Raw genomic sequence first — 26,977 nt, forward strand, 5'->3', positions numbered from 1 at the left:
TTGCCTGGCGGCACTAGCGCGGTGGTCCCACCTGACCCCATGCCGAACTCAGAAGTGAAACGCCGTAGCGCCGATGGTAGTGTGGGGTCTCCCCATGCGAGAGTAGGGAACTGCCAGGCATCAAATTAGTAAAGAACGTGTTCCTTTTCCCCTGACAAGGAAAATAACAGGAACAAACAGGCATCAGCCGGTTGCTGATGTGTGTGAAAGAACCGGTGGAGCGGTAGTTCAGTTGGTTAGAATACCTGCCTGTCACGCAGGGGGTCGCGGGTTCGAGCCCCGTCCGTTCCGCCAATTATTAAAAATTATGCCTGCTAAATTAGCAGGCATAATAGTAAGCACAATTTAGGGGCGTAGCTCAGTTGGTAGAGCACCGGTCTCCAAAACCGGGTGTCGCGAGTTCGAGTCTCTCCGCCCCTGCCATATTTAAACCCTTCGCGAAAGCGAGGGGTTTTTTTTCGTCTTAATTTTCTGAAGCCCTTCTTCCTTGTTTAATCTTTGCTTCTTAATCCCCCTGTTCAGCGTTTTTTGCACCGACAGGGCTCAAAACCTCCATTCTTGCTAGTTGTTTTTTGTCATGTTTTGGCTGAATACATGCACGAATTGATTGTTCTCCCTGTATGTGACTTCGCTCATGCTCCCATTTTCTCTATGTACTAAACCTAATCATCGTCTTATGACGACTATCAGCGCCTGACAGCATTGCTTGTATCCTTTTTCCGACAGAACTGTCGTAGCGGATGAATGCATGCCGGGTAATCGTCCTCGCCGTACCCTACGAGTCATAACAAAAAGTAGCTCAGACTACACATGAGGAAAGTAATATGTATAAACGCTTATTTGTGGCAGCAGCAGTAGCGACAGTCCTTAGTGGCACAGTTCAGGCGGCTCCGCTGGTTGTGGGTTTTTCGCAGATCGGTTCTGAGTCTGGGTGGCGTTCTGCGGAAACAAAAGTCTCTAAATCAGAAGCAGAAAAACGCGGCATAACACTGAAAATCGCTGATGCCCAGCAAAAACAAGAGAACCAAATCAAAGCAATACGCTCATTCATCGCACAAGGTGTTGATGCCATTTTTATCGCTCCCGTTGTGGCTACGGGCTGGGCCCCGGTTTTGACCGAAGCTAAAGAAGCTAAGATCCCTGTATTCCTGTTAGACCGTACGATCGAAGTCAGTGATCCGTCTCTGTACACCGCTGCAGTGGCTTCAGACAGCGTGTATGAGGGTAAAGTTGCGGGTGACTGGCTGGTTAAGGATGCTGCTGGCAAACCATGTAATGTTGTCGAATTGCAGGGAACGGTCGGTGCCAGTGTGGCGTTAAATCGTAAAAAAGGATTTGCAGATGCGTTGAAATCTGCGCCAAACATCAAAATTATCCGTTCGCAGTCCGGAGACTTCACCCGCAGTAAAGGCAAAGAAGTAATGGAAAGCTTCATCAAGGCCGAACAAAACGGTAAGAACATTTGTGCCGTTTACGCTCATAACGACGACATGGCGATCGGTGCTATCCAGGCTATCAAAGAAGCTGGTTTGAAACCGGGTTCACAAATCAAAATCGTATCAATTGATGGTGTACCGGACATCTACAAAGCGATGTTAGCGGGCGAAGCAAACGCATCTGTTGAACTGACACCGAACATGGCTGGCCCGGCATTTGATGCGCTGATCGCAATGAAAAAGGATGGTACCCAGCCTAAGAAATTCATTCAGACTCAGTCCGCGTTGATCCTTCCTGATATGGCTCAGAAAGAATACGACATGAAAAAAGACATGGGTTATTAAGCCGGTTTACCGGTTTGTCTTACTGACAAACCGGTAATAATTATTCCCTTTTCGCTTATCGCGAATGCAGCAGGAGTAGTGACGTGACGGATAATCCAGTTTCAAAAACGCTGCTCGAAGTGCGCGGCTTATCGGTCGAATTTCCCGGTGTAAAAGCGCTGGAAAATGTCGACTTTACCCTCGAAAGCGGTGAGATCGTCGCACTTTTGGGTGAGAACGGTGCTGGCAAATCAACAATGATTAAAGCCCTTACCGGTGTCTATAAACGTTCTGCGGGGCAGGTCTTCCTTAACGGAAAACCGATCGAGCCAATTGATACTGCCGATGCTCAGTCGCTGGGAATTGGTACGGTATATCAGGAAGTCAATCTTCTGCCGAATATCTCTGTCGCTGCCAATCTGTTCATCGGGCGCGAGCCAACCCGTTTCGGGCTGGTCAATCAGCGCAAGATGGAACAACAAGCCGAAGCACTTTTGGAAGGTTATGGCCTGCATCTGGATGTCAGCCAGCCACTTTCAACCTACTCCATCGCGATTCAGCAAATCGTGGCAATCGCCCGCGCTGTTGATCTGTCCGCGCAGGTTTTAATTCTTGATGAACCCACCGCCAGTCTCGATGCCAAAGAAGTCAGTATGCTGCTCGATATTTTGATGCAATTGCGTGATAAAGGGGTGGGAATGATTTTCGTGACCCATTTCCTCGATCAGGTTTACCGCATCAGTGACCGGATCACCGTTTTGCGAAATGGTAAGCACGTCGGGTCTGAACGAACGGTGGATTTACCGCGTATTGATCTCGTGCCGATGATGCTGGGACACAGTTTTGATGAAAACCTGCTCAAACGGACTGAGCATAGAAATGTGACCGGGCAACCGTTAGTCGATTTCAAAGACTATGGTCGTCGCGGGGTGGTCGAAAATTTTGATTTAAAAGTGCGTCGGGGTGAAATCGTCGGGCTGGCGGGTTTACTGGGATCCGGACGGACAGAAACCGCTCAGCTGATTTTCGGCATTAAAGGGCATGACAGTGGCAAGGCGCACGTCAATGGTAAAGAAGAAACCATCAGCACACCCAGAAAGGCGGCGAAACTGGGTTTTGGTTACTGCCCGGAAGATCGCAAAACTGATGGCATTATCGGCGCGGCCACGGTGCGAGAAAATATCATTCTTGCCTTACAGGCTCAGCGTGGCTGGTTGCGTCCTTTGCCCATGAAGGAACAGCATCAGATAGCCGAGAAATTTATCAAATTACTGGGCATTCGTACGCCCGGCACTGAACAGGAAATTCAGTATCTTTCCGGCGGTAATCAGCAAAAAGTGTTGCTGTCCCGCTGGCTTGCGACTCATCCCCGTTTCCTCATTCTTGATGAACCTACCCGCGGCATTGATGTCGGTGCGCATGCAGAAATTATTCGTCTGATTGAAAAACTTTGCGACGAAGGCCTGGCGTTACTGGTTGTTTCATCTGAACTGGAAGAACTGGCGGGCTATGCCGATCGTATTGTCGTCTTACGCGACCGTCGTCATGTTGCCGAAATTGATCAGGCTGATATCTCCGTGCCAGCCATTATGAAAGCCATTGCGGCGCAATGAGGAGACAGTGATGAACAACAGGAGCCTGCCAATGACGGGAAAACCGCGCAAAGTAAGATGGGTATTTCCTAAAGGCGCCACGCAAATCGGCGCTTTCTTCGCAATATTAGTGATCGACAGTCTGGTCGCCCCGGGCTTTTTCTCAATTCATATTCAGGATGGCCGTTTGTTTGGCAGCCTGGTTGATATTTTCAACCGTGGTGCGCCTGTCGCTTTGCTGGCACTCGGAATGACACTGGTTATCGCGACCGGCGGCATCGACCTTTCCGTCGGTGCAGTCATGGCGATTGCCGGCGCGACAGCCGCGACCATGACGGTGCAAGGATATCCGCTAATGATAGTCTTGCTGGCCTCGGTCGGGGTGGGCGCAATATGCGGTTTGTGGAATGGCTTTCTGGTCGCTGTCCTGCAAATTCAGCCGATTGTTGCCACGCTGATGCTGATGGTTGCAGGGCGCGGTATCGCGCAGCTGATTACGCAAGGACAGATCGTCACGTTCGAGCACAATGGCCTGTCGCAGTTCGGCAGCGGGTCTTTATTCTACCTGCCAATGCCGGTGATTATTGCCGTCGTCATGCTGGTTCTGGTCTGGGTGCTGACACGGAAAACGGCACTTGGCCTGTTTATCGAATCCGTGGGTATCAATATCCGTTCTGCTTATAACGCCGGCGTAAATGCTCGTTTAGTGCTGATCTCCACTTACGTTATTTGTGGGATTTGCGCGGCTGTTGCGGGTGTTATCGTCACCGCCGATATTCGCGGTGCAGATGCCAATAATGCCGGATTATGGCTGGAACTTGATGCCATACTTGCCGTCGTCATCGGTGGTGGCTCGTTGCTGGGTGGACGTTTTAACCTGCTTCTTTCAGTTGTCGGTGCACTAATCATTCAGGGAATGAATACCGGCATTTTGCTCTCCGGCTTCAAACCGGAATTCAACCTGGTGCTGAAAGCGCTGGTGGTGCTTGCGGTACTGGTGGTGCAATCGCCCCGCGTTTCGCTCAGTAATCTGTTCCGGAGGAAGGGATAATGCTCAAAAGAAATCTGCCCCTGCTGATTACTATTGCGGTTTTTCTGGCCGGATACGCCTATTGCTTTACGCAATTTCCTGGTTTTGCCTCCACACGGGTGTTTTTTGATTTGCTCACGGATAACGCATTTCTTGGCATCGTGGCCGTGGGGATGACCTTTGTCATCTTGTCAGGTGGTATCGACCTGTCAGTAGGTTCTGTTATCGCTTTCACCGGCGTTTTGCTGGCGAAACTTATCGGCACTTATGGCATCGCACCGGGTTATGCTTTTGTCATCGTCCTGTTGATGGGAGCTATCTTTGGTGCGCTGATGGGTTGGATCATTGATACGCTGAAACTGCCGGCTTTCATCATCACGCTGGCGGGCATGTTTTTTGTGCGCGGTATGAGTTTTATTGTTTCGGAAGAATCGTTGCCGATTAATCATCCGGTTTATGACTTCCTCGCCAATTATGCCTGGAAAATGCCCGGTGGTGGTCGTTTTACCTTGCTGGCTCTGGTCATGCTATTGGTGGTGCTTGGCGGCATTATTCTGGCGCATCGTACGCGATTCGGTAACAACGTCTATGCCGTCGGTGGCAGCAATGTATCGGCTGCGCTGATGGGGGTGCCTGTGCGGCGGACCACGATTTATATCTATATGCTATCCAGCACGCTGGCGGTGTTATCCGGCATTATTTTCTCCCTTTACACTTCTGCGGGCTATGCTCTCGCAGCGAGTGGTGTTGAACTGGATGCTATTGCTTCTGTCGTGATCGGCGGGACATTACTGAGTGGTGGCGTAGGCACTGTTTTAGGCAGCTTGTTTGGTGTGCTCATTCAGGGGCTGATCCAAACCTATATCACCTTCGATGGTACGCTGAGTTCATGGTGGACCAAAATCGTGATGGGCGTTTTATTGTTTGTTTTCATCGGATTGCAAAAAGGGATGGGCAGCTTCTGGACAGCCAGAAGAGCGCGGCATCCGCGGCCAGAACCGTCCTGAAACAGGACGGTGTCAGAAATTAGTGATCAGCGGCGTTTTGAGTAACTGACGGATCAAAACCTGCTGATCGCTGGTTTGCAGCCAGACGGCGTAAAGCGGGCGGATCACCGGCGGAACATCTTCATGTGCGGCCAGTTGTGGATATTCTTTAGCCCAGTGCACAGGCAGAAACGCACAGCCTCCGGTATTTTCCAGCAACTGACGCGTCAGATGCGCAGAGGTTGTGGTCAGTATCGGTTCCTGATCGCTATTTTGTAATTTTTCCTGCTGAGGAAAATCAGCGCCCCATTCCAGCTTCACATAGGGCGACTGTTCGCCTCTGACCGTTTTCTTTGATGAGAAAAGTCGTAACGAGAAATTACCCAGCAACTGACTTGAGAGCTCGTCCATCTTTGGTGGCTCGGTGGTAATCAGCAAATCCAATTGTCTTTCATGCAATTGCTTCACCAGCGACTGACGAAGGGCAATGCGCGCCTCCAGTCTCAGCGTACCCCGCTGAGTGTACAGAGACTGCATCCACGGTGTCAGATAAGCTTCCCAGAGTGACGCCGTGGCACCAATCGACAATTCTGTGTGCTGTAACGAGCGTACAACCTCTTTTTTCGCCATCTGCCAAGTTGACATCAGGTTCTCTGCATAAGGCAGCAGTCGTTCTCCTGCGGGCGTTAAGCGGATGTTATTGCGATGCCGTGTGAATAAATTGGCGCCCAGTTGAGTTTCCAGTTGTCGGATACGAAAGCTGACAGCAGATTGCGTCAGGTAAAGGGATTCCGCCGCCCGACCAAAGTGGCGAGTTCTACTGACCTCCAAAAAGGTTTTCAGTAATTCCGTGTCCAAAACTATCTCCAATATTTTTTGTCGTTAAGATTTAAATGTTTTGTTTTACACAATGTCAAGCCTAACTAATACTCCGCGCCATAACAGCACGACCATGAGAGAATTAGGAGCGTGTCAGATGGCGGAAAGCTTCACCACGACAAGTCGTTTTTTTGATAATAAACATTACCCTCGCGGGTTCTCCCGGCATGGCGATTTCACCATTAAAGAAGCGCAAATGCTAGAACGTTACGGCTTCGCGTTTAACGAGCTGGATCTGGGAAAACGAGAGCCCGTTACCGACGAAGAAAAACTGTTCCTGGAGGTTTGCCGCGGTACACGCGAACCTGTCACGGATGCAGAAAAAGTGTGGAACAAATACATTGTCCGCACGCGTCGTCCGAAGAAATTCCACACGTTGTCTGGCGGTAAACCGCAGGCCGACGCTGTAGAAGACTACACGGAAAGTGATGACTAATGAAACGGGGCGATGCCCCGTTTTTTATGCCAGACTCTTATGCAGGTTTAACAATAGCCTATCCATGCTGCGATAGCTTAACGCCTCCGCAAGATGTCGCCTTTCAATCGATTCTATGCCCCCCAGATCCGCCAGTGTTCTTGCCACTTTCAGAATGCGGTGCCAGGCCCTGACAGACAATCCCAGTTTATGCAGCACCTCTTCCAGAAATTCAGCATCTGCTTTGGTTAACCCGCAGTACGTCTCCACTTCGCTGCTGCTCAGGTGCGCGTTGATTTTTCCTGCGCGTTTTAACTGAATTTCTCTGGCGATCAACACCCGTTCCCGCACGTGCACACTACTTTCCCTGAGCGCGGGCGTCGAGTTCTGCTGGCTCAAAATGCCGGGCGGCAGGAGCGGGACTTCAATCGACAGATCGAATCTGTCGAGAAACGGACCGGAAAGCCGGCTCAGATAGCGTAAAACCTGCTGTGGCGGCGTACGGTTATGAATGCCCTGATAATGTCCTGTCGGGCTGGGATTCATCGCTGCAATCAGCTGTGTCCTTGCCGGATAGCGCACTTTCGCCCTCGCGCGGGAAATAGTGATTTCGCCTGATTCCATGGGTTGGCGCAAAGCATCGAGAACCTGCCGCTGAAACTCAGGCAGTTCGTCGAGAAACAATACGCCGTTATGTGCCAGCGATATTTCTCCTGGTCTGGGTAACGAGCCGCCGCCCACCAGTGCGCTCATTGAAGTGCTGTGATGCGGAGCACGGAAAGGGCGAATACGGGAGAATTCATCGTTTTCTTCCGGGTTATACACCAGGCTGGCAATGGCGGCGGTTTCCAGCTTTTCCTCGTTACTCATGGGCGGCAATAATCCGGGCAACCGGCTGGCCAGCATGGTTTTTCCGGTACCGGGCGGTCCAATCAGTAATAGATTATGCCCTCCCGCTGCCGCTACTTCGAGCGCGCGCTTTGATTGCTCCTGCCCGATAATATCGGCAATATCAGGCTGATGCGCAAGCCGGGTCGGTTGTGCCGGGAATTCAATCGGTGGCAGGCTACTTTCTCCCTGTATAAACGCGCAGACCTGCAATAAATGCCCGGCAACCAGCGCCACACCGGGCTCCAGCAGCGTCATTTCCGTTTGATTACTTTGCGGCAGGATCAACACCCGGCCTTCTTTTTTTGCCTCCAGTGCCGCCGGAATCGCACCATTCACGCTGCGCAACGCACCAGAAAGACCGAGCTCACCCAGAAATTCGTACTCTTCAAGCTTATTGCCCTGAAGTTGCTCTGAGGCCACCAGAATCGCCAGCGCGATGGACAAATCATACCGGCCCCCTTCTTTGGGTAAATCAGCAGGCGCAAGATTGACGGTGATGCGTTTTGCGGGAAAAGTGAACCCGCAGTTGATGATGGCGCTGCGAACCCGATCTCTGGCCTCCTTGACAGTGGTTTCGGGCAAACCTACCAATGTCAGGGCGGGTAATCCATTGCTGATATGAACTTCAACCGAGACACCCGGTGCCTGAACCCCCAGCGATGCGCGGGTATACACCACGGCTAATGACATGCTTTTTCCTTTGCTATGAGATCTCCTGACAGCAGCATGCCTGAGTCAGGAACGCTTTCGGGGAGAGAATTTCTGCAATGCGTAATGTCATGGAAAAATAATCTGCAAGTCAGCAGCTTAACCTGGAGGAATGCGAGCAGTCCCGCAATGACAGTAATACTCCTTAACAGTTTGAGGGCTCTCGAAACAAATTAGCGGCCTAATTAAGTTGCCGATGATACCGGCAGAGGTGTTTAATCTTGCTGTATTTAACAATAAATAAACAAATGCAGACACCAATTAACATCTCTCTGCCTGACCAGGGGTTTTCCGCAATTTCCTGGTGAGTGCACCGCCTACAGTTATTCCGGAATAGGGACTCACCCATGTTTGGTTGGACTTCCCGGCAGCGTAATGTTGCCATCGCCAGCTTTCTGAGCTGGACTCTCGACGCTTTCGATTTCTTTATTTTAGTCTTCCTGCTCAGTGATATTGCTTCGGCCTTTCAGGTGGATATCAAACAGGTGACACTGGCCATTCTGCTGACGTTGGCCGTGCGGCCGATTGGGGCGTTGCTGTTCGGACGAGCAGCGGAAAAGTATGGACGCAAACCGGTGCTGATGGTGAATATCGCACTGTTTTCTTTTTTCGAGCTGTGTACTGCGGCGGCACCTTCACTGATGGTTTTTCTCATCCTTCGCGTAATTTATGGCATTGCGATGGGCGGTGTCTGGGGAGTAGCTTCTTCTCTGGCGATGGAAACCATACCTGACCGTTCCCGTGGTGTGATGTCGGGGATTTTCCAGGCGGGTTATCCGTTTGGTTATCTGCTGGCGGCGGTGGTGTATGGTCTGCTGTCCGAAACCGTCGGCTGGCGCGGGATGTTTGTCATCGGAGCTGTTCCGATTTTTCTTCTGCCATTTATCTGGTTTAAAGTGCAGGAATCACCGGTCTGGATGGCGGCACGGGAGCGTAATGAGAGCACGGCTCTGATGCCGGTGCTGAAGAAAAACTGGAAGCTGTGTGTGTATCTGGTTGTACTGATGGCGGGTTTTAATTTCTTCAGCCACGGTACACAAGATCTCTATCCGACATTCCTCAAAGTTCAGCATGGTTTTGATGCACATACCGTCAGTTTAATCGCCATTAGCTACAATATCGCGTCAATTATCGGTGGGGTATTCTTCGGTTCGCTGTCGGAGAAAATTGGCCGTAAAAAAGCGATTATTATTGCTGCGTTACTTTCATTGCCGGTCATTCCTTTATGGGCTTTCTCCGGCGGTTCATGGATGCTGGGGTTGGGCGCGTTCCTGATGCAGTTTATGGTGCAGGGCGCATGGGGTGTCGTGCCGACTTATCTGACCGAACTGGTGCCAGCCAATACGCGGGCTGTTCTGCCGGGTTTTGTTTACCAACTCGGTAATCTGATCGCTTCAGTCAATGCGACACTTCAGGCCTACATTGCAGAAAGCCACGGGCATAATTACGGACTGGCGATGGCGATGGTGGCCGGCACCGTCGCTATCCTGATTTCTGTTCTGGTAGCATTTGGCCGTGATACGCGCGGAAAAGCGATTGCCGGAACAATAAATAATCAAAGTACTGATCATCGCGCTAAGGTCTGATTTTTCAGACGATTTTTCACGAATTCTGCAACGGGCTGCAAATAATAACGCAAGAAAAGTGTTGTCATTAATCATCTTACTGTGGTAACTCTGTAGGCAATCGTTCGCAATATGAATTTTAGAAAACTAAAAATGAAAGCCCTTCTCCTCGTAGTTAGCCTAGTCGTGATTAGCGTGGTGGTGATTATTATCCCACCGTGCGGGGCTGCACTTGGACGAAGAAAGGCTTATTAAACAAGCCTGAACCTGAAAAGAAACCCCGCACCGAAAGGTCCGGGGTTTTTTTTTGGGTCAGGAATTTCAGAGAACAGAGAGGCGGGGTCGGAAAATGAGCAACAGCATAATATTCTGCACTTGTCGCAAAAAGGCAGGAGAATAAAGATGAACGGAGCACAATGGGTAGTACAAGCGTTGCGTGCGCAGGGTGTAAATACTGTATTTGGTTATCCTGGCGGGGCAATCATGCCGGTATACGATGCATTGTATGACGGCGGCGTAGAACACCTGTTGTGCCGGCATGAGCAGGGTGCCGCAATGGCTGCCATCGGCTATGCCCGTTCTACCGGAAAAGTCGGCGTCTGTATCGCCACTTCCGGTCCTGGCGCGACCAACCTGATCACCGGCCTGGCCGACGCACTTTTAGATTCCGTTCCGCTGGTGGCCATCACCGGACAGGTTGGTTCCGCCTTCATTGGCACCGATGCCTTTCAGGAAATCGATGTGTTAGGTTTGTCCCTGGCCTGTACCAAACACAGCTTTCTGGTTGAATCTCTGGAAGCGCTGCCGGAAATCATGGCTGAAGCCTTTGCCATCGCCAGCTCCGGTCGTCCGGGCCCGGTTCTGATCGACATCCCGAAAGATATCCAGCTGGCCGTCGGTGAATTACCGCCGCATCTGGTCGCCGTTGAAGAAACGTTCCCGCACTCTGCCACTGAATTACAACAAGCCTATGCCATGATCACCACCGCGCAAAAACCGATGGTTTACGTCGGTGGCGGTGTCGGTATCGCACAGGCCGTCCCGGCATTGCGCGAATTCATTTCTGCGACAGGTATTCCTGCGGTAGCAACGTTGAAAGGTCTGGGGGCACCGGATGCCAGCGACCCGTATTATCTGGGTATGCTGGGAATGCACGGTACCAAAGCGGCGAATCTGGCCGTTCAGTCCTGCGATTTGCTGATTGCCGTTGGTGCGCGTTTCGACGACCGTGTGACCGGCAAGCTGAATACCTTTGCGCCAGATGCCGCGGTTATCCACATGGATATCGACCCGGCTGAGCTGAACAAACTGCGTCAGGCGCATGTGGCGCTGCAGGGTGATCTGAACTTGCTGTTACCGGCGCTGCAACAACCTCTGAACATCAACGCATGGCGTGATGAAGTGATGACGCTGAAAGCGCAGGGCGAATGGCGCTATGACCACCCGGGTGAAGCGATTTATGCGCCGTTGTTACTGAAACAAATCTCTGACCGTAAATCAGCCAATACCGTCGTGACCACCGACGTTGGCCAGCATCAGATGTGGACCGCGCAACATATGCAGTTCACCCGTCCGGAAAACTTCATCACCTCCAGTGGTCTGGGCACGATGGGTTTCGGCGTACCTGCCGCAGTCGGTGCACAAGTTGCCCGCCCGGACGATATGGTGATCTGCGTATCTGGCGACGGTTCATTCATGATGAACGTTCAGGAACTGGGCACCATCAAGCGAAAACAGTTGCCCGTTAAAATCCTGTTGCTGGATAACCAGCGGTTAGGGATGGTTCGACAGTGGCAGGAATTGTTCTTCGACGGACGCTTCAGTGAAACCAACCTCTCCGATAACCCCGATTTTGTCACGCTGGCCAGCGCATTCAATATCCCCGGCCAACGTATCCACCGTAAAGATCAAGTCGATGCCGCTCTGGACGCTTTCTTCAACAGTGAAGGTCCGTATTTGCTCCAGGTTTCTATCGATGAAAATGAGAATGTCTGGCCGCTGGTTCCACCGGGCGCAGGCAACGAAACCATGCTGGAGAAAATATCATGATGCAACATAACGTCTCAATTCAGGCCCGTTTCCGTCCCGAAATGTTAGAGCGCGTATTACGCGTGGTCCGTCACCGTGGTTTTCAGGTGTGCGCAATGAACATGACGCCGATGGTCAATGCGGAAAATATAAATATCGAATTGACCGTTGCCAGTCAGCGTCCGGTAGATTTACTGTCTTCACAGTTACGCAAACTTATGGATGTCGCGTGTGTCGAGATCCAGCAACATACATCACAACAAATACGCGCGAATGCGTGAGTAAAGGAACGAGAAGAATGACGAAGAAAGCTGATTACATTTGGTTCAATGGTGAAATGGTGCCGTGGGCTGAAGCTAAAGTCCATGTCATGTCACATGCACTGCATTACGGCACTTCCGTTTTCGAAGGCGTGCGTTGCTACGACTCCCATAAAGGCCCGGTCGTATTCCGTCACCGTGAACACATGCAGCGTCTGCGCGATTCCGCAAAAATTTATCGTATGCCTGTTTCCCAGAGCGTGGATGAGCTGATGGAAGCTTGCCGTGAAACTCTGCGCAAAAACAATCTGGTCAGTGCCTATATCCGTCCGCTGGTGTTTGTTGGCGATGTGGGAATGGGCGTTAACCCGCCGGACGGCTACAAAACTGATGTAATCATCGCAGCCTTCCCGTGGGGCGCGTATCTGGGTGAAGAAGCGCTGGAACAGGGCATCGATGCGATGGTGTCTTCATGGAACCGCGTTGCAGCAAACACCATTCCAACGGCCGCGAAAGCGGGGGGTAACTACCTGTCTTCCCTGCTGGTCGGCAGCGAAGCACGTCGTCACGGTTATCAGGAAGGTATTGCGCTGGACATCCATGGCTATGTATCTGAAGGTGCTGGCGAAAACCTGTTTGAAGTGAAAGAAGGCATTTTATTCACGCCTCCGTTTACCTCTTCCGCGCTGCCGGGTATCACCCGTGACGCTATTATTAAACTGGCGAAAGATCTGGGACTGGAAGTGCGTGAGCAAGTTCTGTCCCGTGAATCGCTGTATCTGGCAGACGAAGTCTTCATGTCCGGCACCGCCGCAGAAATCACGCCGGTGCGCAGTGTTGACGGCATCCAGGTCGGTATCGGCAAACGGGGTCCGGTCACCAAACAAATTCAGGATGCATTCTTCGGCCTGTTCACCGGCAAAACCGAAGACAAATGGGGTTGGCTGGATCCAATTAACCCTCAATAATCAAAAGAATAAGAATTGCGCAGGCGGCGATGGCGCAGCCTGCTAAACAGAAATGATTTGGAGTGAACAGAGCATGCCTAAGTACCGTTCCCACACCACGACTCATGGCCGCAACATGGCTGGTGCCCGCGCTTTATGGCGTGCCACCGGCATGACGGACAACGATTTCGGTAAGCCAATTATCGCCGTCGTTAACTCATTCACCCAGTTTGTACCGGGGCACGTGCACCTGCGCGATCTGGGTAAGCTGGTTGCTGAACAAATCGAAGCGTCCGGCGGCGTGGCGAAAGAATTCAACACGATCGCGGTGGATGACGGGATCGCCATGGGGCATGGTGGCATGCTGTATTCATTGCCTTCACGTGAACTGATTGCTGACTCGGTGGAATACATGGTTAACGCGCACTGCGCCGATGCCATGGTGTGTATTTCCAACTGCGACAAAATCACTCCGGGAATGCTGATGGCGTCACTGCGCCTGAACATTCCGGTGATCTTTGTTTCCGGTGGCCCGATGGAAGCCGGGAAAACCAAACTGTCTGACAAAATCATCAAACTCGACCTGGTCGATGCGATGATTCAAGGCGCAAACCCGAACGTCAGCGATGCCGACAGCGAACAAATCGAACGTTCTGCCTGTCCGACCTGCGGTTCGTGTTCCGGGATGTTCACTGCAAACTCTATGAACTGTCTGACCGAAGCGCTGGGGCTTTCCCAGCCGGGTAACGGTTCATTGCTGGCTACCCATGCTGACCGTAAAGATCTGTTCCTGAATGCCGGTCGTCGCATCGTTGAGCTGACCAAACGTTATTACGAGCAGGACGATGTCAGCGCACTGCCGCGCAGCATTGCCAGCAAAGCGGCTTTCGAAAATGCCATGACGTTGGATATCGCGATGGGCGGCTCGACCAACACTGTACTGCATCTGCTGGCGGCAGCGCAGGAAGGCGAAATTGAATTCGACATGACCGACATTGACCGTCTGTCACGCAAAGTGCCGCATCTGTGTAAGGTCGCGCCAAGCACCCAGAAATATCACATGGAAGATGTGCACCGGGCAGGGGGCGTGCTGGCGATTCTGGGGGAACTGGATCGCGCTAATCTCCTGAACCGCGACGTGAAAAATATCCTGGGCCTGACCCTGAACCAGACGCTGGATCAGTACGACATTATGCTGACCCAAGACGAAGCCGTGAAAAAAATGTTCCGCGCGGGTCCCGCCGGTATCCGCACCACGCAGGCTTTCTCGCAGGACTGCCGCTGGGACACGCTGGATGATGACCGCGCCGACGGTTGTATCCGTTCGTTTGAGCATGCATTCAGTAAAGACGGTGGTCTGGCCGTGCTTTACGGCAACATCGCCGAAGCGGGCAGCATCGTTAAAACCGCAGGCGTGGATGAATCCAACCTGACCTTCCGTGGTCCGGCAAAAGTGTACGAAAGCCAGGATGATGCCGTTTCCGCGATCCTCGGCGGTAAAGTGGTTTCCGGCGACGTTGTGGTTATCCGTTACGAAGGGCCGAAAGGCGGGCCGGGCATGCAGGAAATGCTGTATCCGACCACTTACCTGAAATCCATGGGGCTCGGCAAAGAGTGTGCGCTGATCACCGATGGCCGTTTCTCGGGCGGCACTTCCGGTCTGTCTATCGGTCACGTTTCTCCGGAAGCGGGCAGCGGTGGCCTGATTGCGCTGGTGGAAGATGGCGACATCATCGACATTGATATTCCAAACCGCAAAATGGTGCTGGATGTGCCCGCGGCAGAACTGGCGGCGCGTCACGAAGCTGAACTGGCCCGCGGCGACAAAGCCTGGACGCCGAAAAACCGTGAACGTGTGGTTTCTCTGGCGCTGCGTGCTTACGCATTGCTGGCAACCAGCGCGGACAAAGGCGCAGTACGCGACAAGTCTAAGCTGGGAGGCTGACAGTCATGGCGGTATCACAACCTCTACCCGACCAGCCGTGCGGCGCAGAATATCTGCGTGCCGTACTGCGTGCGCCGGTTTATGAAGTCGCGCAGGTGACGCCTTTGCAGGTCATGGAAAAGATCTCTTCCCGGCTGGGTAACACCATTCTGGTGAAGAGGGAGGATCGCCAGGCCGTTCACAGTTTTAAACTGCGCGGCGCCTATTCGATGATCGCCAGCCTGACGGAAGAACAGGCTGCGCGTGGTGTCATCACCGCATCTGCGGGAAATCACGCGCAGGGTGTTGCGTTATCGGCGACCAAAAAAGGCATCAAATCGCTGATTGTGATGCCGGTTGCCACAGCAGATATCAAAGTGGATGCCGTGCGTAACTTCGGCGGCGAAGTTTTGCTGCATGGCGCCAATTTCGATGAGGCGAAAGCCAAAGCGATCACGCTGTCGCAGGAACAGGGCATGACGTTTGTGCCGCCATTTGACCATCCGGCGGTGATAGCCGGGCAGGGCACGCTGGCAATGGAGTTGCTGCAACAGGATGCGCATCTTGACCGCGTATTCGTCCCGGTCGGCGGTGGTGGTCTGGCCGCCGGCGTCGCTGTGCTGATCAAACAATTGATGCCACAGATTCAGGTCATCGGTGTCGAAGCTGAAGATTCTGCCTGCCTGCGCGCGGCAATGGATGCCGGTGAACCGGTTGATCTGGCGCGTGTGGGTTTGTTTGCGGAAGGCGTGGCAGTGAAACGTATCGGCAACGAAACGTTCCGTTTATGTCGCGAATATCTTGATGACGTCATCACCGTCGACAGTGATTCAATTTGCGCTGCCGTGAAAGATTTGTTCGAAGACGTCCGCGCCATTGCTGAGCCTTCCGGTGCGCTGGCGCTGGCGGGGCTGAAAAAATATGTGCAGCAGCACAATATTCAGGGTGAGCGACTGGCGCATGTGCTTTCCGGCGCGAACGTCAATTTCCACGGTCTGCGTTATGTGTCGGAACGCTGTGAACTGGGTGAGCAACGTGAAGCGCTGCTGGCAGTGACTATTCCTGAGCGTAAAGGCAGTTTCCTGAAGTTTTGTCAGTTGCTGGGTGGCCGTTCGGTAACGGAGTTCAACTACCGTTACGCCGATGCGGATAATGCCTGCATTTTTGTCGGTGTGCGTCTGACACGCGGCCATGCGGAACGTCAGGAAATCATCGCGGAACTCAATCATGACGGCTATCAGGTCGTGGATTTGTCCGATGATGAAATGGCGAAACTGCATGTCCGTTACATGGTGGGCGGCCGTCCGACCAAGCCTCTGCGCGAGCGGCTTTACAGCTTTGAATTCCCTGAATCACCGGGCGCGTTGCTGAAATTCCTGCACACGCTGGGTACGCACTGGAATATATCGTTGTTCCATTACCGTAGCCACGGCACCGATTTTGGCCGTGTGCTGGCGGCCTTTGAGCTGAACGAACAAGAACCGGAATTTGAAAAGAACCTGTCGGCACTGGGTTATGACTGTCATAACGAAAGTGATAATCCGGCGTTCCGCTTCTTCCTGGCGGGCTAAACTCAACGGGGCACCTGAAAAGTGCCCCTTTTTTATGGTGTAAACGTTCAGAGCAACTGCCAGAACGCGTCGATCAGGGGTTCGTTCAGGCGTTTTTTTTGCACGCAGACGCCCAGTTCCAGCGGCGCTCCGAGCGTGACGTTATCCAGAATGGAAATACGGTTGCGCACCGGTTCTGGGCTGTTATCGACCACGACGGACGGAATGAGTGCGATACCGCAACCGAGCGCGACCATCGAGACAATGGCTTCATGGCCGGATACCGTGGCATAAATCAGCGGATTGCTCAGGCGGTTGCGTTTAAACCAGACGTCGATGCGTTTTCGTGCCGGACCATGCTCCGGCAGGATGAACGGAATTTGTGACCAGTCCGGATGCGGTTCGCTGACCTGTGTGCGTACGGCGCAAGGCAGGGAAGGAGAAATCAGAATCATCGGGATTTCGCCGATCTGTGTGAAATCGACGCTGCCCGGCAAACTTTCCGGACGACCGGCGATCCCCAGATCCGCTTCGGTGGACTGAACTTTTTCAACCGCATCGGCGGCATCACCGGTGGTGAGTTTGATTTCTACCAGCGGATGCTGCGCACGGAAACGGTCAAGGATCGGCGGCAGATGACTGTAGGCGGCGGTTACCGAGCAAAAAAGTCGCAATTCGCCGCTCAGTGTCGGGCCATGCTGATCCAGCCCGCTGCGCAGTTGCTGATAATGCAGCAGCGTTTGCTGAGCAAAGTTTTTGAGTTGTTCACCTGCACTGGTCAGTTGCACGGTGCGGTTATCACGCTGAAATAATGGCTGGCCGAGTTCTTCTTCCAGCCGCTGGATCTGGCGTGACAATGTGGACGGGCTGACATGCATCGCCTTTGACGAACGGCCAAAATGGCGGCTTTCCGCCAGATGTAAAAACAGTTTCAGATCACGTAAGTCCATATCGAATACCCGGCTTTTTAGTTTCACAGGAATCAAACGAAGTATATTGCAGAATCTGCAACATCATCTTCGTAATATATCAATTTAAGCAATGTGTCGCATGACATATAGTGAATTCACGGCGTTCACCGGCTCACCGGTGAAACAAAAAATAACAGCACTTACCTCGATAGAACGGAGCAAGACATGGCTAACTATTTCAACACACTGAACCTGCGTCAGCAGCTGGCACAACTGGGCAAATGCCGCTTCATGGGTCGCGATGAATTCGCGGACGAAGCCAGCTACCTCAAAGGTAAAAAAGTGGTGATTGTAGGCTGTGGTGCACAGGGCCTGAACCAGGGGCTGAACATGCGTGATTCCGGTCTGGATGTGTCCTACACCCTGCGTGCAGAAGCCATTGCTGAGAAGCGAGCTTCATGGCGTAAAGCGACCGAAAACGGCTTTAAAGTCGGCACCTACGAAGAACTGATCCCGCAGGCTGATCTGGTGGTTAACCTGACGCCAGACAAACAGCACAGCGCGGTGGTAAAAGCGGTTCAGCCCCTGATGAAGGACGGCGCAACCCTGGGTTATTCCCACGGCTTCAACATCGTTGAAGTGGGCGAGCAAATCCGTAAAGACATCACCGTGGTGATGGTTGCCCCGAAATGTCCGGGTACCGAAGTGCGTGAAGAATACAAACGTGGTTTCGGTGTACCTACACTGATCGCGGTTCACCCGGAAAACGACCCGAAAGGCGAAGGCATGGCGATTGCCAAAGCCTGGGCAGCAGCCACCGGCGGTCACCGTGCGGGCGTTCTGCAGTCTTCCTTCGTGGCTGAAGTAAAATCTGACCTGATGGGCGAGCAGACTATCCTGTGTGGCATGCTGCAGGCGGGTTCTCTGTTGTGCTTCGACAAACTGGTTGCTGACGGTGTTGATGAAGCCTACGCAGAAAAACTGTTGCAGTTCGGCTGGGAAACCATTACCGAAGCGCTGAAACAAGGCGGCATCACGCTGATGATGGACCGACTGTCCAACCCGGCGAAACTGCGTGCTTATGCACTGTCCGAACAACTGAAAGAGATTATGGCCCCCCTGTTCCAGAAACACATGGATGACATTATCTCCGGCGAATTCTCCAGCGGCATGATGGCTGACTGGGCGAACGACGACAAGAAACTGCTAACCTGGCGTGAAGAAACGGGCGCAACCGCGTTCGAAAACGCACCGCAGTTCGAGGGTAAAATCTCCGAGCAGGAATATTTCGATCACGGCGTTGTGATGATTGCGATGGTAAAAGCAGGTGTAGAGCTGGCCTTCGAAACCATGGTGGCTTCAGGCATCATTGAAGAATCTGCTTACTACGAATCACTGCACGAACTGCCGCTGATCGCCAACACCGTTGCGCGTAAGCGTCTGTACGAGATGAATGTGGTTATCTCGGATACGGCTGAATACGGTAACTACCTGTTCGCTAACGCTGCCGTGCCATTGCTGAAAGAGTTCATGACCACGCTGCAGGCAGGCGATCTGGGCAAATCAGTGGCTGAAACGCAGGTTGATAACGCGCAACTGCGCGACGTTAACGAAGCGATCCGCAACCATCCCATTGAGTCAATCGGCCGCACTTTGCGTGGCTATATGACTGATATGAAGCGTATCGCCGTAGCAAGCTGATCCCCTTCATACTTCAAGTTACAGATGTGTTGGCTGCGTTCGGTCACCCGAATCACTTACCTGAGTAAGGTCATCGGGATTAATGAGCCTTGTCCCTGAGGCTCACCCTGCGGGCCAGCGCGAGCGCTGTTCAAATCGGTTCCCGACCGATTTGTCATTCGCTTGCCGCCTTCCTGTAACTCGAATTATTCGGGTCTCTAAGAAATAATAAAAAGGGCACTGCATGAAAATGCGGTGCCCTTTCTTTGGGTGCTGACAAAGACAGAACTTAGTTGCGGTACAAAATCTTAATGATGTGGTAACCGAACTGAGTGTGCAGCGGGCCCTGAGGCTCGATCAGGGGTGCGGAGAAAACCACCTTATCGAAAGCAGGCACCATGGCGCCTTGCTTGAATTCACCTAAATGGCCGCCTTTCTTGCCTGACGGGCAGGTAGAATGCTTCTTAGCCAGTTTTTCAAAATCACCACCATTCTTCAGTTGTTCAAGAAGATCGAGTGCCTGTGCTTCTTCCTTTACCAGGATATGCATTGCTGCGGCAGTTTTTGCCATGATAAGACCTTTTTACGAGAGTGTTTCCAGAGGCGTAATGTAACATCTGAAACCCCGCCGGGGGAATCCGGCCTGCATTCCATACACAACAAATTGCGCCGTAAAGCCTGTCAATCTCAGGCGGTGTTTCTGCTACAATCGCCGTCCTTGTCTATCAGGTGAGCAAAGATACGCCATGCGATTAAACCCCAGTCAACAACATGCCGTGGAATTTGTCACCGGACCCTGCCTGGTTCTGGCGGGTGCCGGTTCCGGCAAAACCAGGGTGATTACCAATAAAATCGCACACCTGATCCGCGAATGTGGCTATCAGGCGCGCCACATCGCAGCGGTGACTTTCACCAATAAGGCCGCACGCGAAATGAAAGAGCGCGTCGCACAAACCCTCGGGCGCAAAGAAGCACGTGGCTTGCTGATTGCGACGTTCCACACGCTCGGGCTGGAAATTATCAAACGCGAATATGCTGCCCTGGGCATGAAGTCTAATTTTTCTTTATTTGATGATCAGGACCAGCTGGCCCTGCTTAAAGAGCTGAGCGAAAAATGGCTGGAGAACGACAAGACATTATTGCAGCAGCTGGTATCGACGATCTCAAACTGGAAAAACGATCTGGTTGATCCTGCCCATGCTGCCGGTCTGGCGCGATCAGAACGCGATCAAATCTTCGCGCACTGCTACGGCCTTTATCATGACCATATGCGTGCCTGTAATATTCTTGATTTCGATGACCTGATCCTGCTGCCAACGCTATTGCTACAAAGCAATGAAGAGGTGCGAGAGCGATGGCAGAGCAAGCTGCGTTATCTGCTGGTCGATGAATATCAGGACACCAACACCAGTCAGTATATGATGGTGAAACTTTTGGTCGGCAACCGCGCACGTTTCACCGTGGTGGGTGATGATGACCAGTCAATTTACTCCTGGCGCGGGGCGCGGCCGCAAAACCTGGTGTTGCTGAAAGAAGATTTTCCGCAGTTACAGGTTATCAAGCTTGAGCAAAATTACCGATCCACGCAGCGTATTTTGAAAGCCGCCAACATTCTGATCGCCAATAACCCGCATGTGTTCGAGAAGCGTTTATTCTCAGAGCTGGCTTATGGCGAATCACTGAAAGTAGTGACGGCAAATAATGAAGATCATGAATCCGAGCGGGTGGTCGGCGAGCTGATTGCCCATCACTTCATCAATAAAACTGCTTATGGTGATTACGCGATTTTGTACCGTGGCAACCATCAGTCGCGTTTGTTCGAAAAAATGCTGATGCAGAACCGTATCCCGTACCGGATTTCTGGCGGCACTTCCTTCTTCTCGCGGCCAGAGATTAAAGACCTGCTGGCTTATCTGCGTGTGCTCACCAATCCGGACGATGACAGTGCATTCCTGCGTATCGTTAACACGCCACGTCGTGAAATCGGGGCCGCCACTTTGCAAAAACTGGGGGAATGGGCCAATCAGCGCAATAAAGGGCTGTTTAAAGCCAGTTTTGATCTGGGGCTGAGTCAGTATCTGACGGGGCGCGGGCTGGAATCCCTGCAACGTTTCACACACTGGATGGGCAATATTTCTGCGCTGGCAGAACGTGAACCGGTTGCGGCGGTGCGGGATTTGATCCACGGTGTTGATTACGAAAGCTGGTTGTTTGAAACTTCTCCGAGCCCGAAAGCCGCTGAAATGCGCATGAAAAACGTCAATCAGCTGTTCAGTTGGATGACGGAAATGCTGGAAGGCACCGATCTGGATGAGCCAATGACGCTCACACAGGTGGTCACCCGCTTTACGCTGCGTGACATGATGGAACGTGGCGAGAACGACGAAGAGCTGGACCAGGTTCAGCTGATGACATTGCATGCCTCTAAAGGGCTGGAGTTCCCTTATGTGTATCTGGTCGGTATGGAAGAAGGTTTGCTGCCGCATCAGAGCAGCATCGACGAAGATAACGTGGACGAAGAACGGCGTCTGGCTTACGTGGGGATTACCCGGGCACAGAAAGAGCTGACGTTTACACTCTGTCGTGAGCGGCGTCAGTACGGCGAGCTGATCCGCCCGGAACCGAGCCGCTTCCTGCTGGAATTACCGCAGGATGACCTGGCCTGGGAAAGCGAACGTAAAGTAGTGAGCGCGCAGGAACGCATGGTGAAAGGGCAAAGCCACCTGGAGAAAATCCGCGAGCAACTGGCGAAAGCAAAAGGCGGCAATTAGCCATTAAATCTTAGCCATTAAAAAAGCAGAGGCTGATGAATCAGCTCTCTGCTTTACGCTATAACTTTTTACAGCTGCCGGTCACTGTTCTTCGACAAACAGTGGCCAGTGGACATAACTTTGCCAGTGGCTTTCCTGCTCTAATTCTTCAGCGCGCAGCGGATGCTGTTCCAGCCAACCCTGTGGCACAATCACACTCAGCTCATCATCATTGGCGCGTAAACGCACTGCAGGCAATGTGTCGTCGCGTCGACGGCTGGCAAATATGATCGCCAGACGCAGAATACGACAAAGACGTTGTGCCTGACGCGGTGGCACGGCGTTTTGTTCATTGAGCAACGGTAAATCAAGCGTGTTGTTTTGGTTTTGCAGTAACGTCGCCAGCAGCTTTTTTTGCGCCGGTGTGAAACCCGGCAGATCCAGATGACGGATCAGATAGGCTGCGTGATGGGGGGCTTTCTTGAAATCCACACTCAGGCCAATTTCGTGGATCAGGCAGGCACTGTTAAGCAGTTCACGGGCACGGGCATCCAGCTTCCATTCCTGAGCTACCTGCAGCGAAAAGTTCTCAGCCAGTTGTGCCACCCGCTCGGCCTGCTCGTTGTCCAGCAGGTAACGGCGTTGCAGATTCCGCAACGTACGCTGGCGGATATCCTGCTCGATCGGCAAATGCAGCATGCCGTAAACCAGGCCCTCACGCAGTGCGCCACCCGCCAGAGTCATCATTTCGATGTTCAGGGTCTTGAAAATGGCTATCAGGATAGACAATCCGCTCGGGAAAACCAGCGCACGTTCAAGGGTCAGACCTTCAATCTCCAGCTCTTCCAGCTTGCCGCACTGAATGGCACGCTGTTTGAGCTGCTGAAGTTTAGGCAGCGTGATGTGTTCATCCATGCCCTGAGCGACCATGATTTCCTGTAAGGCCTGCACGGTACCGGAAGCGCCGACACAGATCTGCCAGCCATTCGCAATCAGCTCGGGAGCAACAGGAAGGATCATGTCTGTTGCCGCCTGTTCAGCCTGATCAAAGTTTTCTTTGGCCAGATTTCGATCCGCAAAATAGCGCTCCAGCCAGGTGACACAGCCCATCGAAAGGCTATAAAGCGTGGTGGCCTGAGCTCCGATGCCGGTCACCAGTTCTGTGCTGCCGCCGCCAATATCGACGACCAGACGTTTATCCGGCCCGCCCGTGGTATGGGCAACGCCGTGATAAATCAGACGGGCTTCTTCTTCACCGGTAATGACCTGAATAGGACAACCGAGAATTAACTGAGCTTTACCCAGGAATTCATCGGCATTACTGGCAAGACGCAGCGTTGCGGTGGCAACGACACGAATTTGGTCGCGCGGGATATCCTGCAATCTTTCAGAAAATAACTTCAGGCATTGCCAGCCACGCTGCATCGCTTCCTGAGAAAGCAGATTTTGTTTATCCAGACCGGCGGCCAGACGCACTTTGCGTTTAATTCTGGCGAGGGTCTGGATACTGCCTGCCACCTCACGAACAACCAGCATGTGAAAGCTGTTAGAACCCAGATCAATCGCTGCATACAGTGAGGTGGAACTTAGCATAGGTTATCAGCCCGGACGTTTACGGTTGCTACGTGGTGCACTGCTGCGACGTGAAGACGAATTACTGTTACGACGCGGGCCGTTACCGGTGCGCGAGCGGGCAAGACGTTTTGCAGGAGGCAAATCAGTTAACAGCGCATCGCTGTTGTATTTACTGACCGGAATGCTGTGGCCGGTATAGGTTTCAATTGCCGGCAGATTCAGGGCATATTCTTCACATGCCAGGCTGATGGAATGACCACTCAGACCTGCACGACCGGTACGGCCAATGCGGTGCACATAGTCTTCACAGTCGTCAGGCAGGTCATAGTTAAAGACGTGCGTTACGGCAGGAATGTGCAAACCACGGGCAGCAACGTCGGTCGCAACCAGAATATCCAGCGTGCCTTTTGTGAAGTCTTCCAGAACACGAAGGCGTTTTTTCTGCGGAACGTCACCGGTCAGCAAACCGACACGGTGTCCGTCGGCCGCCAGATGGCCCCAGACATCTTCACAACGGTGTTTAGTGTTGGCAAAAATAATGCAGCGATCCGGCCATTCTTCTTCAATCAGCGTCTGCAACAGGCGCATTTTTTCTTCGTTTGAAGGATAGAACAGCTCTTCTTTAATACGATGGCCGGTTTTTTGTTCCGGTTCGATTTCAATCGACTCGGCATTATTCATGTTTTCGAACGCCAGTTCTTTCACACGATAGGAAAGCGTTGCTGAGAACAGCATGTTCAGGCGTTGATTAGCAGGAGGCATCCGGCGGAACAACCAGCGGATATCTTTGATGAAGCCCAGATCGAACATGCGGTCTGCTTCATCCAGTACCACCACCTGGATCGCGCCCAGGTCGATGTGGTTCTGTTTAGTGTAATCGATTAAACGGCCGGTGGTTCCGATCAGGATGTCCACGCCGCTTTCCAGCACTTTTAGCTGTTTATCGTACCCGTCGCCGCCATATGCCAGGCCTAATTTCAGCCCGGTAGATTCAGATAATGCTTCGGCGTCGGAGTGGATCTGCACCGCGAGTTCACGCGTAGGTGCCATGATCAAGGCACGCGGCTGGTTAGTCTGACGACCTTCCGCAGCAGGGTGAGAAAGTAGATAATGGAAAGTAGACGCTAAAAAAGCCAGCGTCTTGCCGGTACCGGTTTGCGCCTGACCTGCAACATCACGCCCAGCGAGCGTGATTGGCAATGCCAATGCCTGAATAGGAGTACAGTAATGGAAGCCTTTCTTTTCAAGGGCTTCTACTGCCAGCGGGTGCAGGGCGAAGTCGGAAAACTTCTGTTCGGTCAAGTGTGTTTTGCTCATAGTGTGGTAGAATATCAGCTAACTATTGCTTTACGAAAGCGTATCCGGTGAAATAAAGTCAACCTGATGTTGGTTAATGCTACATCAACAAGGTAAAGATAATCCTTTGGAGTAAACATGAGCGATAAAATTATTCACCTGACCGATGACAGTTTCGACAACGACGTATTGAAAGCCGAAGGGCTGGTGCTGGTCGATTTTTGGGCAGAGTGGTGCGGACCATGTAAGATGATCGCTCCGATTCTGGATGAAATTGCCACTGAGTTCGAAGGCAAGCTGACCATCGCGAAACTGAACATCGATGAAAATCCAGGTACTGCCCCTAAATATGGCATCCGTGGTATTCCTACCCTGCTGTTATTTAAAGGCGGCGAAGTCGCAGCAACTAAAGTTGGCGCACTGTCGAAAGGTCAGTTGAAAGAGTTCTTAACAGCTAATCTGTAATCGGTCGGGATGACCTAAGCCAGGTGTTTAGCGGGTTACCGTGTTTTTCACATTGTCCGCTAGACGCCTGTCAAGAAGCATGCTAAGTTTACGCTTACTGCAAATAGAGCTTACCTGTAGTTTGATTCTTACGTTTTACTCTGTTGTGTCAAAAACATCTGCCTATAAAGTTTCTTTGAATAATAATTAAATTGAACTGGCACTGTACTTGACCATCTAACGGTTTTGACAAAATCGGCTTTAAGACACCTTCAATATCAGCATTACCCCTCAAGAATCGCCCGCGCGCGACTGCCTGCGGCTGGATTACCGGGCTGTTATTTAGGTGTCATACAATAAACAGGCATGGATGACCCTGCCATACCCATTCACGACAGATGTTCGAGACATACCCCGAGTTTAAGAACCCACCATTATGAATCTTACCGAATTAAAGAATACGCCGGTCTCTGACCTCATTGCACTCGGCGAAAATATGGGACTGGAAAACCAGGCCCGCATGCGTAAGCAAGACATTATCTTTTCAATATTGAAGCAGCATGCGAAAAGCGGAGAAGACATCTTCGGTGATGGCGTACTGGAGATATTGCAGGATGGATTTGGTTTCCTCCGCTCCGGAGACAGTTCCTACCTCGCAGGCCCCGACGACATCTACGTATCTCCAAGCCAAATTCGCCGCTTCAACCTTCGTACCGGCGACACCATTTCCGGTAAAATCCGTCCACCAAAAGAAGGTGAACGTTATTTTGCCCTGTTGAAAGTTAACGAAGTTAACTACGACAAACCAGAAAACGCCCGTAGCAAAATCCTGTTTGAAAACTTAACCCCTCTGCATGCTAATTCACGTCTGCGTATGGAACGGGGTAACGGTTCAACAGAAGATTTGACCGCTCGCGTACTGGATTTAGCTTCGCCAATTGGTCGCGGTCAACGTGGTCTGATTGTTGCTCCGCCGAAAGCCGGTAAAACCATGCTGCTGCAAAACATCGCCACCAGCATTGCGTACAACCACCCTGACTGCGTACTGATGGTACTGCTGATTGACGAACGTCCGGAAGAAGTAACCGAGATGCAGCGTCTGGTGAAAGGTGAAGTTATCGCCTCTACCTTTGACGAGCCCGCTTCCCGCCACGTTCAGGTGGCTGAAATGGTCATCGAAAAGGCCAAGCGTCTGGTTGAGCATAAGAAAGACGTAATCATTTTGCTGGACTCCATTACCCGTCTGGCACGTGCTTACAACACCGTGGTGCCTGCTTCAGGCAAGGTGCTGACCGGTGGTGTGGATGCCAATGCCTTGCACCGTCCAAAACGCTTCTTCGGTGCTGCGCGTAACGTGGAAGAGGGTGGTAGCCTGACTATCATCGCTACTGCGCTGGTTGATACCGGCTCTAAAATGGATGAAGTTATCTATGAAGAGTTTAAAGGTACCGGCAACATGGAATTACATCTGGCGCGTAAAATCGCTGAAAAACGTGTCTTCCCTGCGATCGACTACAACCGCTCTGGTACCCGTAAAGAAGAGCTGTTGACCACTTCTGAAGAACTGCAAAAAATGTGGATCCTGCGTAAAATCATTCATCCGATGGGTGAGATCGATGCGATGGAATTCCTCATCAACAAGCTTGCAATGACCAAGACCAATGATGACTTCTTCGACATGATGAAACGTTCTTAATTTGGTGTAAAGTCCGCTCAACGCCACGCACAGTCGTGGCGTTTTTTGTTTTTGGTGGCTACCATAATGCTACTTTGGGAAGATTGTCAG

22 protein-coding genes, 2 tRNA genes and 1 rRNA gene are annotated in these 26,977 nt (G+C 52.1%); 19 read left to right on the forward strand and 6 right to left on the reverse strand.

The window, feature by feature from the left end; genetic code table 11:
• Positions 1-3: 3 nt before the first annotated feature.
• The 7 genes from rrf (at position 4) to yjfF (ending at position 5,389) form a co-directional block, all read left to right on the forward strand.
• Positions 4-119 (forward strand): 5S ribosomal RNA (gene rrf, locus EVX52_RS22035).
• A 98-nt stretch (positions 120-217) separates the two neighbouring features.
• Positions 218-294, forward strand: a tRNA-Asp gene (locus tag EVX52_RS22040).
• A 53-nt stretch (positions 295-347) separates the two neighbouring features.
• Positions 348-423, forward strand: a tRNA-Trp gene (locus EVX52_RS22045).
• A gap of 401 nt (positions 424-824) precedes the next feature.
• The gene (ytfQ, locus tag EVX52_RS22050) at positions 825-1,781 is read left to right on the forward strand and encodes a galactofuranose ABC transporter, galactofuranose-binding protein YtfQ (protein ID WP_129955236.1); all 957 of its coding nucleotides are present in this window, start codon (positions 825-827) and stop codon (positions 1,779-1,781) included.
• A 110-nt stretch (positions 1,782-1,891) separates the two neighbouring features.
• A complete protein-coding gene (gene ytfR, locus EVX52_RS22055; RefSeq protein WP_205952706.1) occupies positions 1,892-3,373 on the forward strand; it encodes a galactofuranose ABC transporter, ATP-binding protein YtfR in 1,482 nt (493 codons plus the stop codon).
• A gap of 10 nt (positions 3,374-3,383) precedes the next feature.
• Positions 3,384-4,403, forward strand: coding sequence for a galactofuranose ABC transporter, ATP-binding protein YtfT (ytfT, locus tag EVX52_RS22060; protein ID WP_129955234.1), 1,020 nt, complete (start codon positions 3,384-3,386; stop codon positions 4,401-4,403).
• Positions 4,403-5,389, forward strand: coding sequence for a galactofuranose ABC transporter, permease protein YjfF (gene yjfF / locus EVX52_RS22065; protein WP_129955233.1), 987 nt, complete (start codon positions 4,403-4,405; stop codon positions 5,387-5,389). The genes ytfT and yjfF overlap by 1 nt, the downstream gene beginning before the upstream one ends.
• Positions 5,390-5,401: 12 nt before the next feature.
• Here yjfF and hdfR read toward each other — a convergent pair whose 3' ends face one another.
• Positions 5,402-6,226 carry an HTH-type transcriptional regulator HdfR gene (gene hdfR, locus EVX52_RS22070; protein ID WP_129992129.1) on the reverse strand — a complete coding sequence of 275 codons (825 nt, stop codon included), beginning with the start codon at positions 6,224-6,226 and terminating at the stop codon, positions 5,402-5,404.
• A gap of 118 nt (positions 6,227-6,344) precedes the next feature.
• On the opposite strand from hdfR, the gene EVX52_RS22075 reads away from it, so the two are divergent.
• A complete protein-coding gene (locus EVX52_RS22075; RefSeq protein WP_013577551.1) occupies positions 6,345-6,683 on the forward strand; it encodes a DUF413 domain-containing protein in 339 nt (112 codons plus the stop codon).
• Between the two features lie 24 nt (positions 6,684-6,707).
• On the opposite strand, the gene EVX52_RS22080 is transcribed toward EVX52_RS22075, so the two are convergent.
• A complete protein-coding gene (locus EVX52_RS22080; protein ID WP_129992131.1) occupies positions 6,708-8,243 on the reverse strand; it encodes a YifB family Mg chelatase-like AAA ATPase in 1,536 nt (511 codons plus the stop codon).
• A gap of 365 nt (positions 8,244-8,608) precedes the next feature.
• Between EVX52_RS22080 and EVX52_RS22085 the strand changes: the two genes are divergently transcribed.
• The 7 genes from EVX52_RS22085 to ilvA all read left to right on the forward strand — a co-directional run bounded on the left by EVX52_RS22085 (position 8,609) and on the right by ilvA (position 16,556).
• Entirely contained in the window at positions 8,609-9,847 is a 1,239-nt protein-coding gene (locus EVX52_RS22085; protein WP_129992133.1) for an MFS transporter, read from the forward strand.
• Between the two features lie 132 nt (positions 9,848-9,979).
• Positions 9,980-10,081 (forward strand): ilv operon leader peptide, encoded by a 102-nt coding sequence (ilvL, locus tag EVX52_RS22090; RefSeq protein WP_015699153.1) that lies wholly within the window; start codon positions 9,980-9,982, stop codon positions 10,079-10,081.
• Between the two features lie 147 nt (positions 10,082-10,228).
• Positions 10,229-11,875 carry an acetolactate synthase 2 catalytic subunit gene (gene ilvG / locus EVX52_RS22095; RefSeq protein WP_129992134.1) on the forward strand — a complete coding sequence of 549 codons (1,647 nt, stop codon included), beginning with the start codon at positions 10,229-10,231 and terminating at the stop codon, positions 11,873-11,875.
• The gene (ilvM, locus tag EVX52_RS22100) at positions 11,872-12,135 is read left to right on the forward strand and encodes an acetolactate synthase 2 small subunit (protein WP_013577547.1); all 264 of its coding nucleotides are present in this window, start codon (positions 11,872-11,874) and stop codon (positions 12,133-12,135) included. The genes ilvG and ilvM overlap by 4 nt, the downstream gene beginning before the upstream one ends.
• A gap of 17 nt (positions 12,136-12,152) precedes the next feature.
• Positions 12,153-13,082: a branched-chain amino acid transaminase gene (locus EVX52_RS22105; RefSeq protein ID WP_013577546.1), complete on the forward strand. Its 930-nt coding sequence runs from the start codon at positions 12,153-12,155 to the stop codon at positions 13,080-13,082.
• 73 nt (positions 13,083-13,155) lie between these two features.
• Positions 13,156-15,006, forward strand: coding sequence for a dihydroxy-acid dehydratase (gene ilvD / locus EVX52_RS22110; protein WP_129955228.1), 1,851 nt, complete (start codon positions 13,156-13,158; stop codon positions 15,004-15,006).
• A gap of 5 nt (positions 15,007-15,011) precedes the next feature.
• Positions 15,012-16,556, forward strand: a complete 1,545-nt coding sequence (gene ilvA / locus EVX52_RS22115) for a threonine ammonia-lyase, biosynthetic (RefSeq protein WP_129955227.1) — start codon at positions 15,012-15,014, stop codon at positions 16,554-16,556.
• Between the two features lie 47 nt (positions 16,557-16,603).
• On the opposite strand, the gene ilvY is transcribed toward ilvA, so the two are convergent.
• Complete coding sequence (gene ilvY / locus EVX52_RS22120) at positions 16,604-17,485, reverse strand: HTH-type transcriptional activator IlvY (protein WP_129955226.1); 882 nt, start codon at positions 17,483-17,485, stop codon at positions 16,604-16,606.
• A 186-nt stretch (positions 17,486-17,671) separates the two neighbouring features.
• Between ilvY and ilvC the strand changes: the two genes are divergently transcribed.
• On the forward strand, positions 17,672-19,147 hold the full coding sequence (ilvC, locus tag EVX52_RS22125; protein ID WP_129992135.1) for a ketol-acid reductoisomerase: 1,476 nt from the start codon (positions 17,672-17,674) through the stop codon (positions 19,145-19,147).
• Between the two features lie 268 nt (positions 19,148-19,415).
• Here ilvC and ppiC read toward each other — a convergent pair whose 3' ends face one another.
• On the reverse strand, positions 19,416-19,697 hold the full coding sequence (gene ppiC / locus EVX52_RS22130; protein WP_015690589.1) for a peptidylprolyl isomerase PpiC: 282 nt from the start codon (positions 19,695-19,697) through the stop codon (positions 19,416-19,418).
• A gap of 175 nt (positions 19,698-19,872) precedes the next feature.
• Here ppiC and rep point away from each other — a divergent pair, with 175 nt between their 5' ends.
• A complete protein-coding gene (rep, locus tag EVX52_RS22135) occupies positions 19,873-21,897 on the forward strand; it encodes a DNA helicase Rep (protein ID WP_129992136.1) in 2,025 nt (674 codons plus the stop codon).
• Positions 21,898-21,978: 81 nt separating this feature from the next.
• Here the strand turns inward: rep and gppA are convergent, their stop codons facing one another.
• Positions 21,979-23,469 carry a guanosine-5'-triphosphate,3'-diphosphate diphosphatase gene (gppA, locus tag EVX52_RS22140; RefSeq protein WP_129955224.1) on the reverse strand — a complete coding sequence of 497 codons (1,491 nt, stop codon included), beginning with the start codon at positions 23,467-23,469 and terminating at the stop codon, positions 21,979-21,981.
• A gap of 6 nt (positions 23,470-23,475) precedes the next feature.
• Entirely contained in the window at positions 23,476-24,768 is a 1,293-nt protein-coding gene (gene rhlB / locus EVX52_RS22145; protein WP_129955223.1) for an ATP-dependent RNA helicase RhlB, read from the reverse strand.
• A gap of 117 nt (positions 24,769-24,885) precedes the next feature.
• On the opposite strand from rhlB, the gene trxA reads away from it, so the two are divergent.
• Positions 24,886-25,212, forward strand: coding sequence for a thioredoxin TrxA (gene trxA / locus EVX52_RS22150; RefSeq protein WP_013577537.1), 327 nt, complete (start codon positions 24,886-24,888; stop codon positions 25,210-25,212).
• Between the two features lie 415 nt (positions 25,213-25,627).
• Positions 25,628-26,887: a transcription termination factor Rho gene (rho, locus tag EVX52_RS22155; RefSeq protein WP_013577536.1), complete on the forward strand. Its 1,260-nt coding sequence runs from the start codon at positions 25,628-25,630 to the stop codon at positions 26,885-26,887.
• Positions 26,888-26,977: the final 90 nt, after the last annotated feature.

Source organism: Rahnella sp. CFA14(1/10) (genome assembly GCF_004195095.1).
GTDB lineage: Bacteria > Pseudomonadota > Gammaproteobacteria > Enterobacterales > Enterobacteriaceae > Rahnella > Rahnella perminowiae.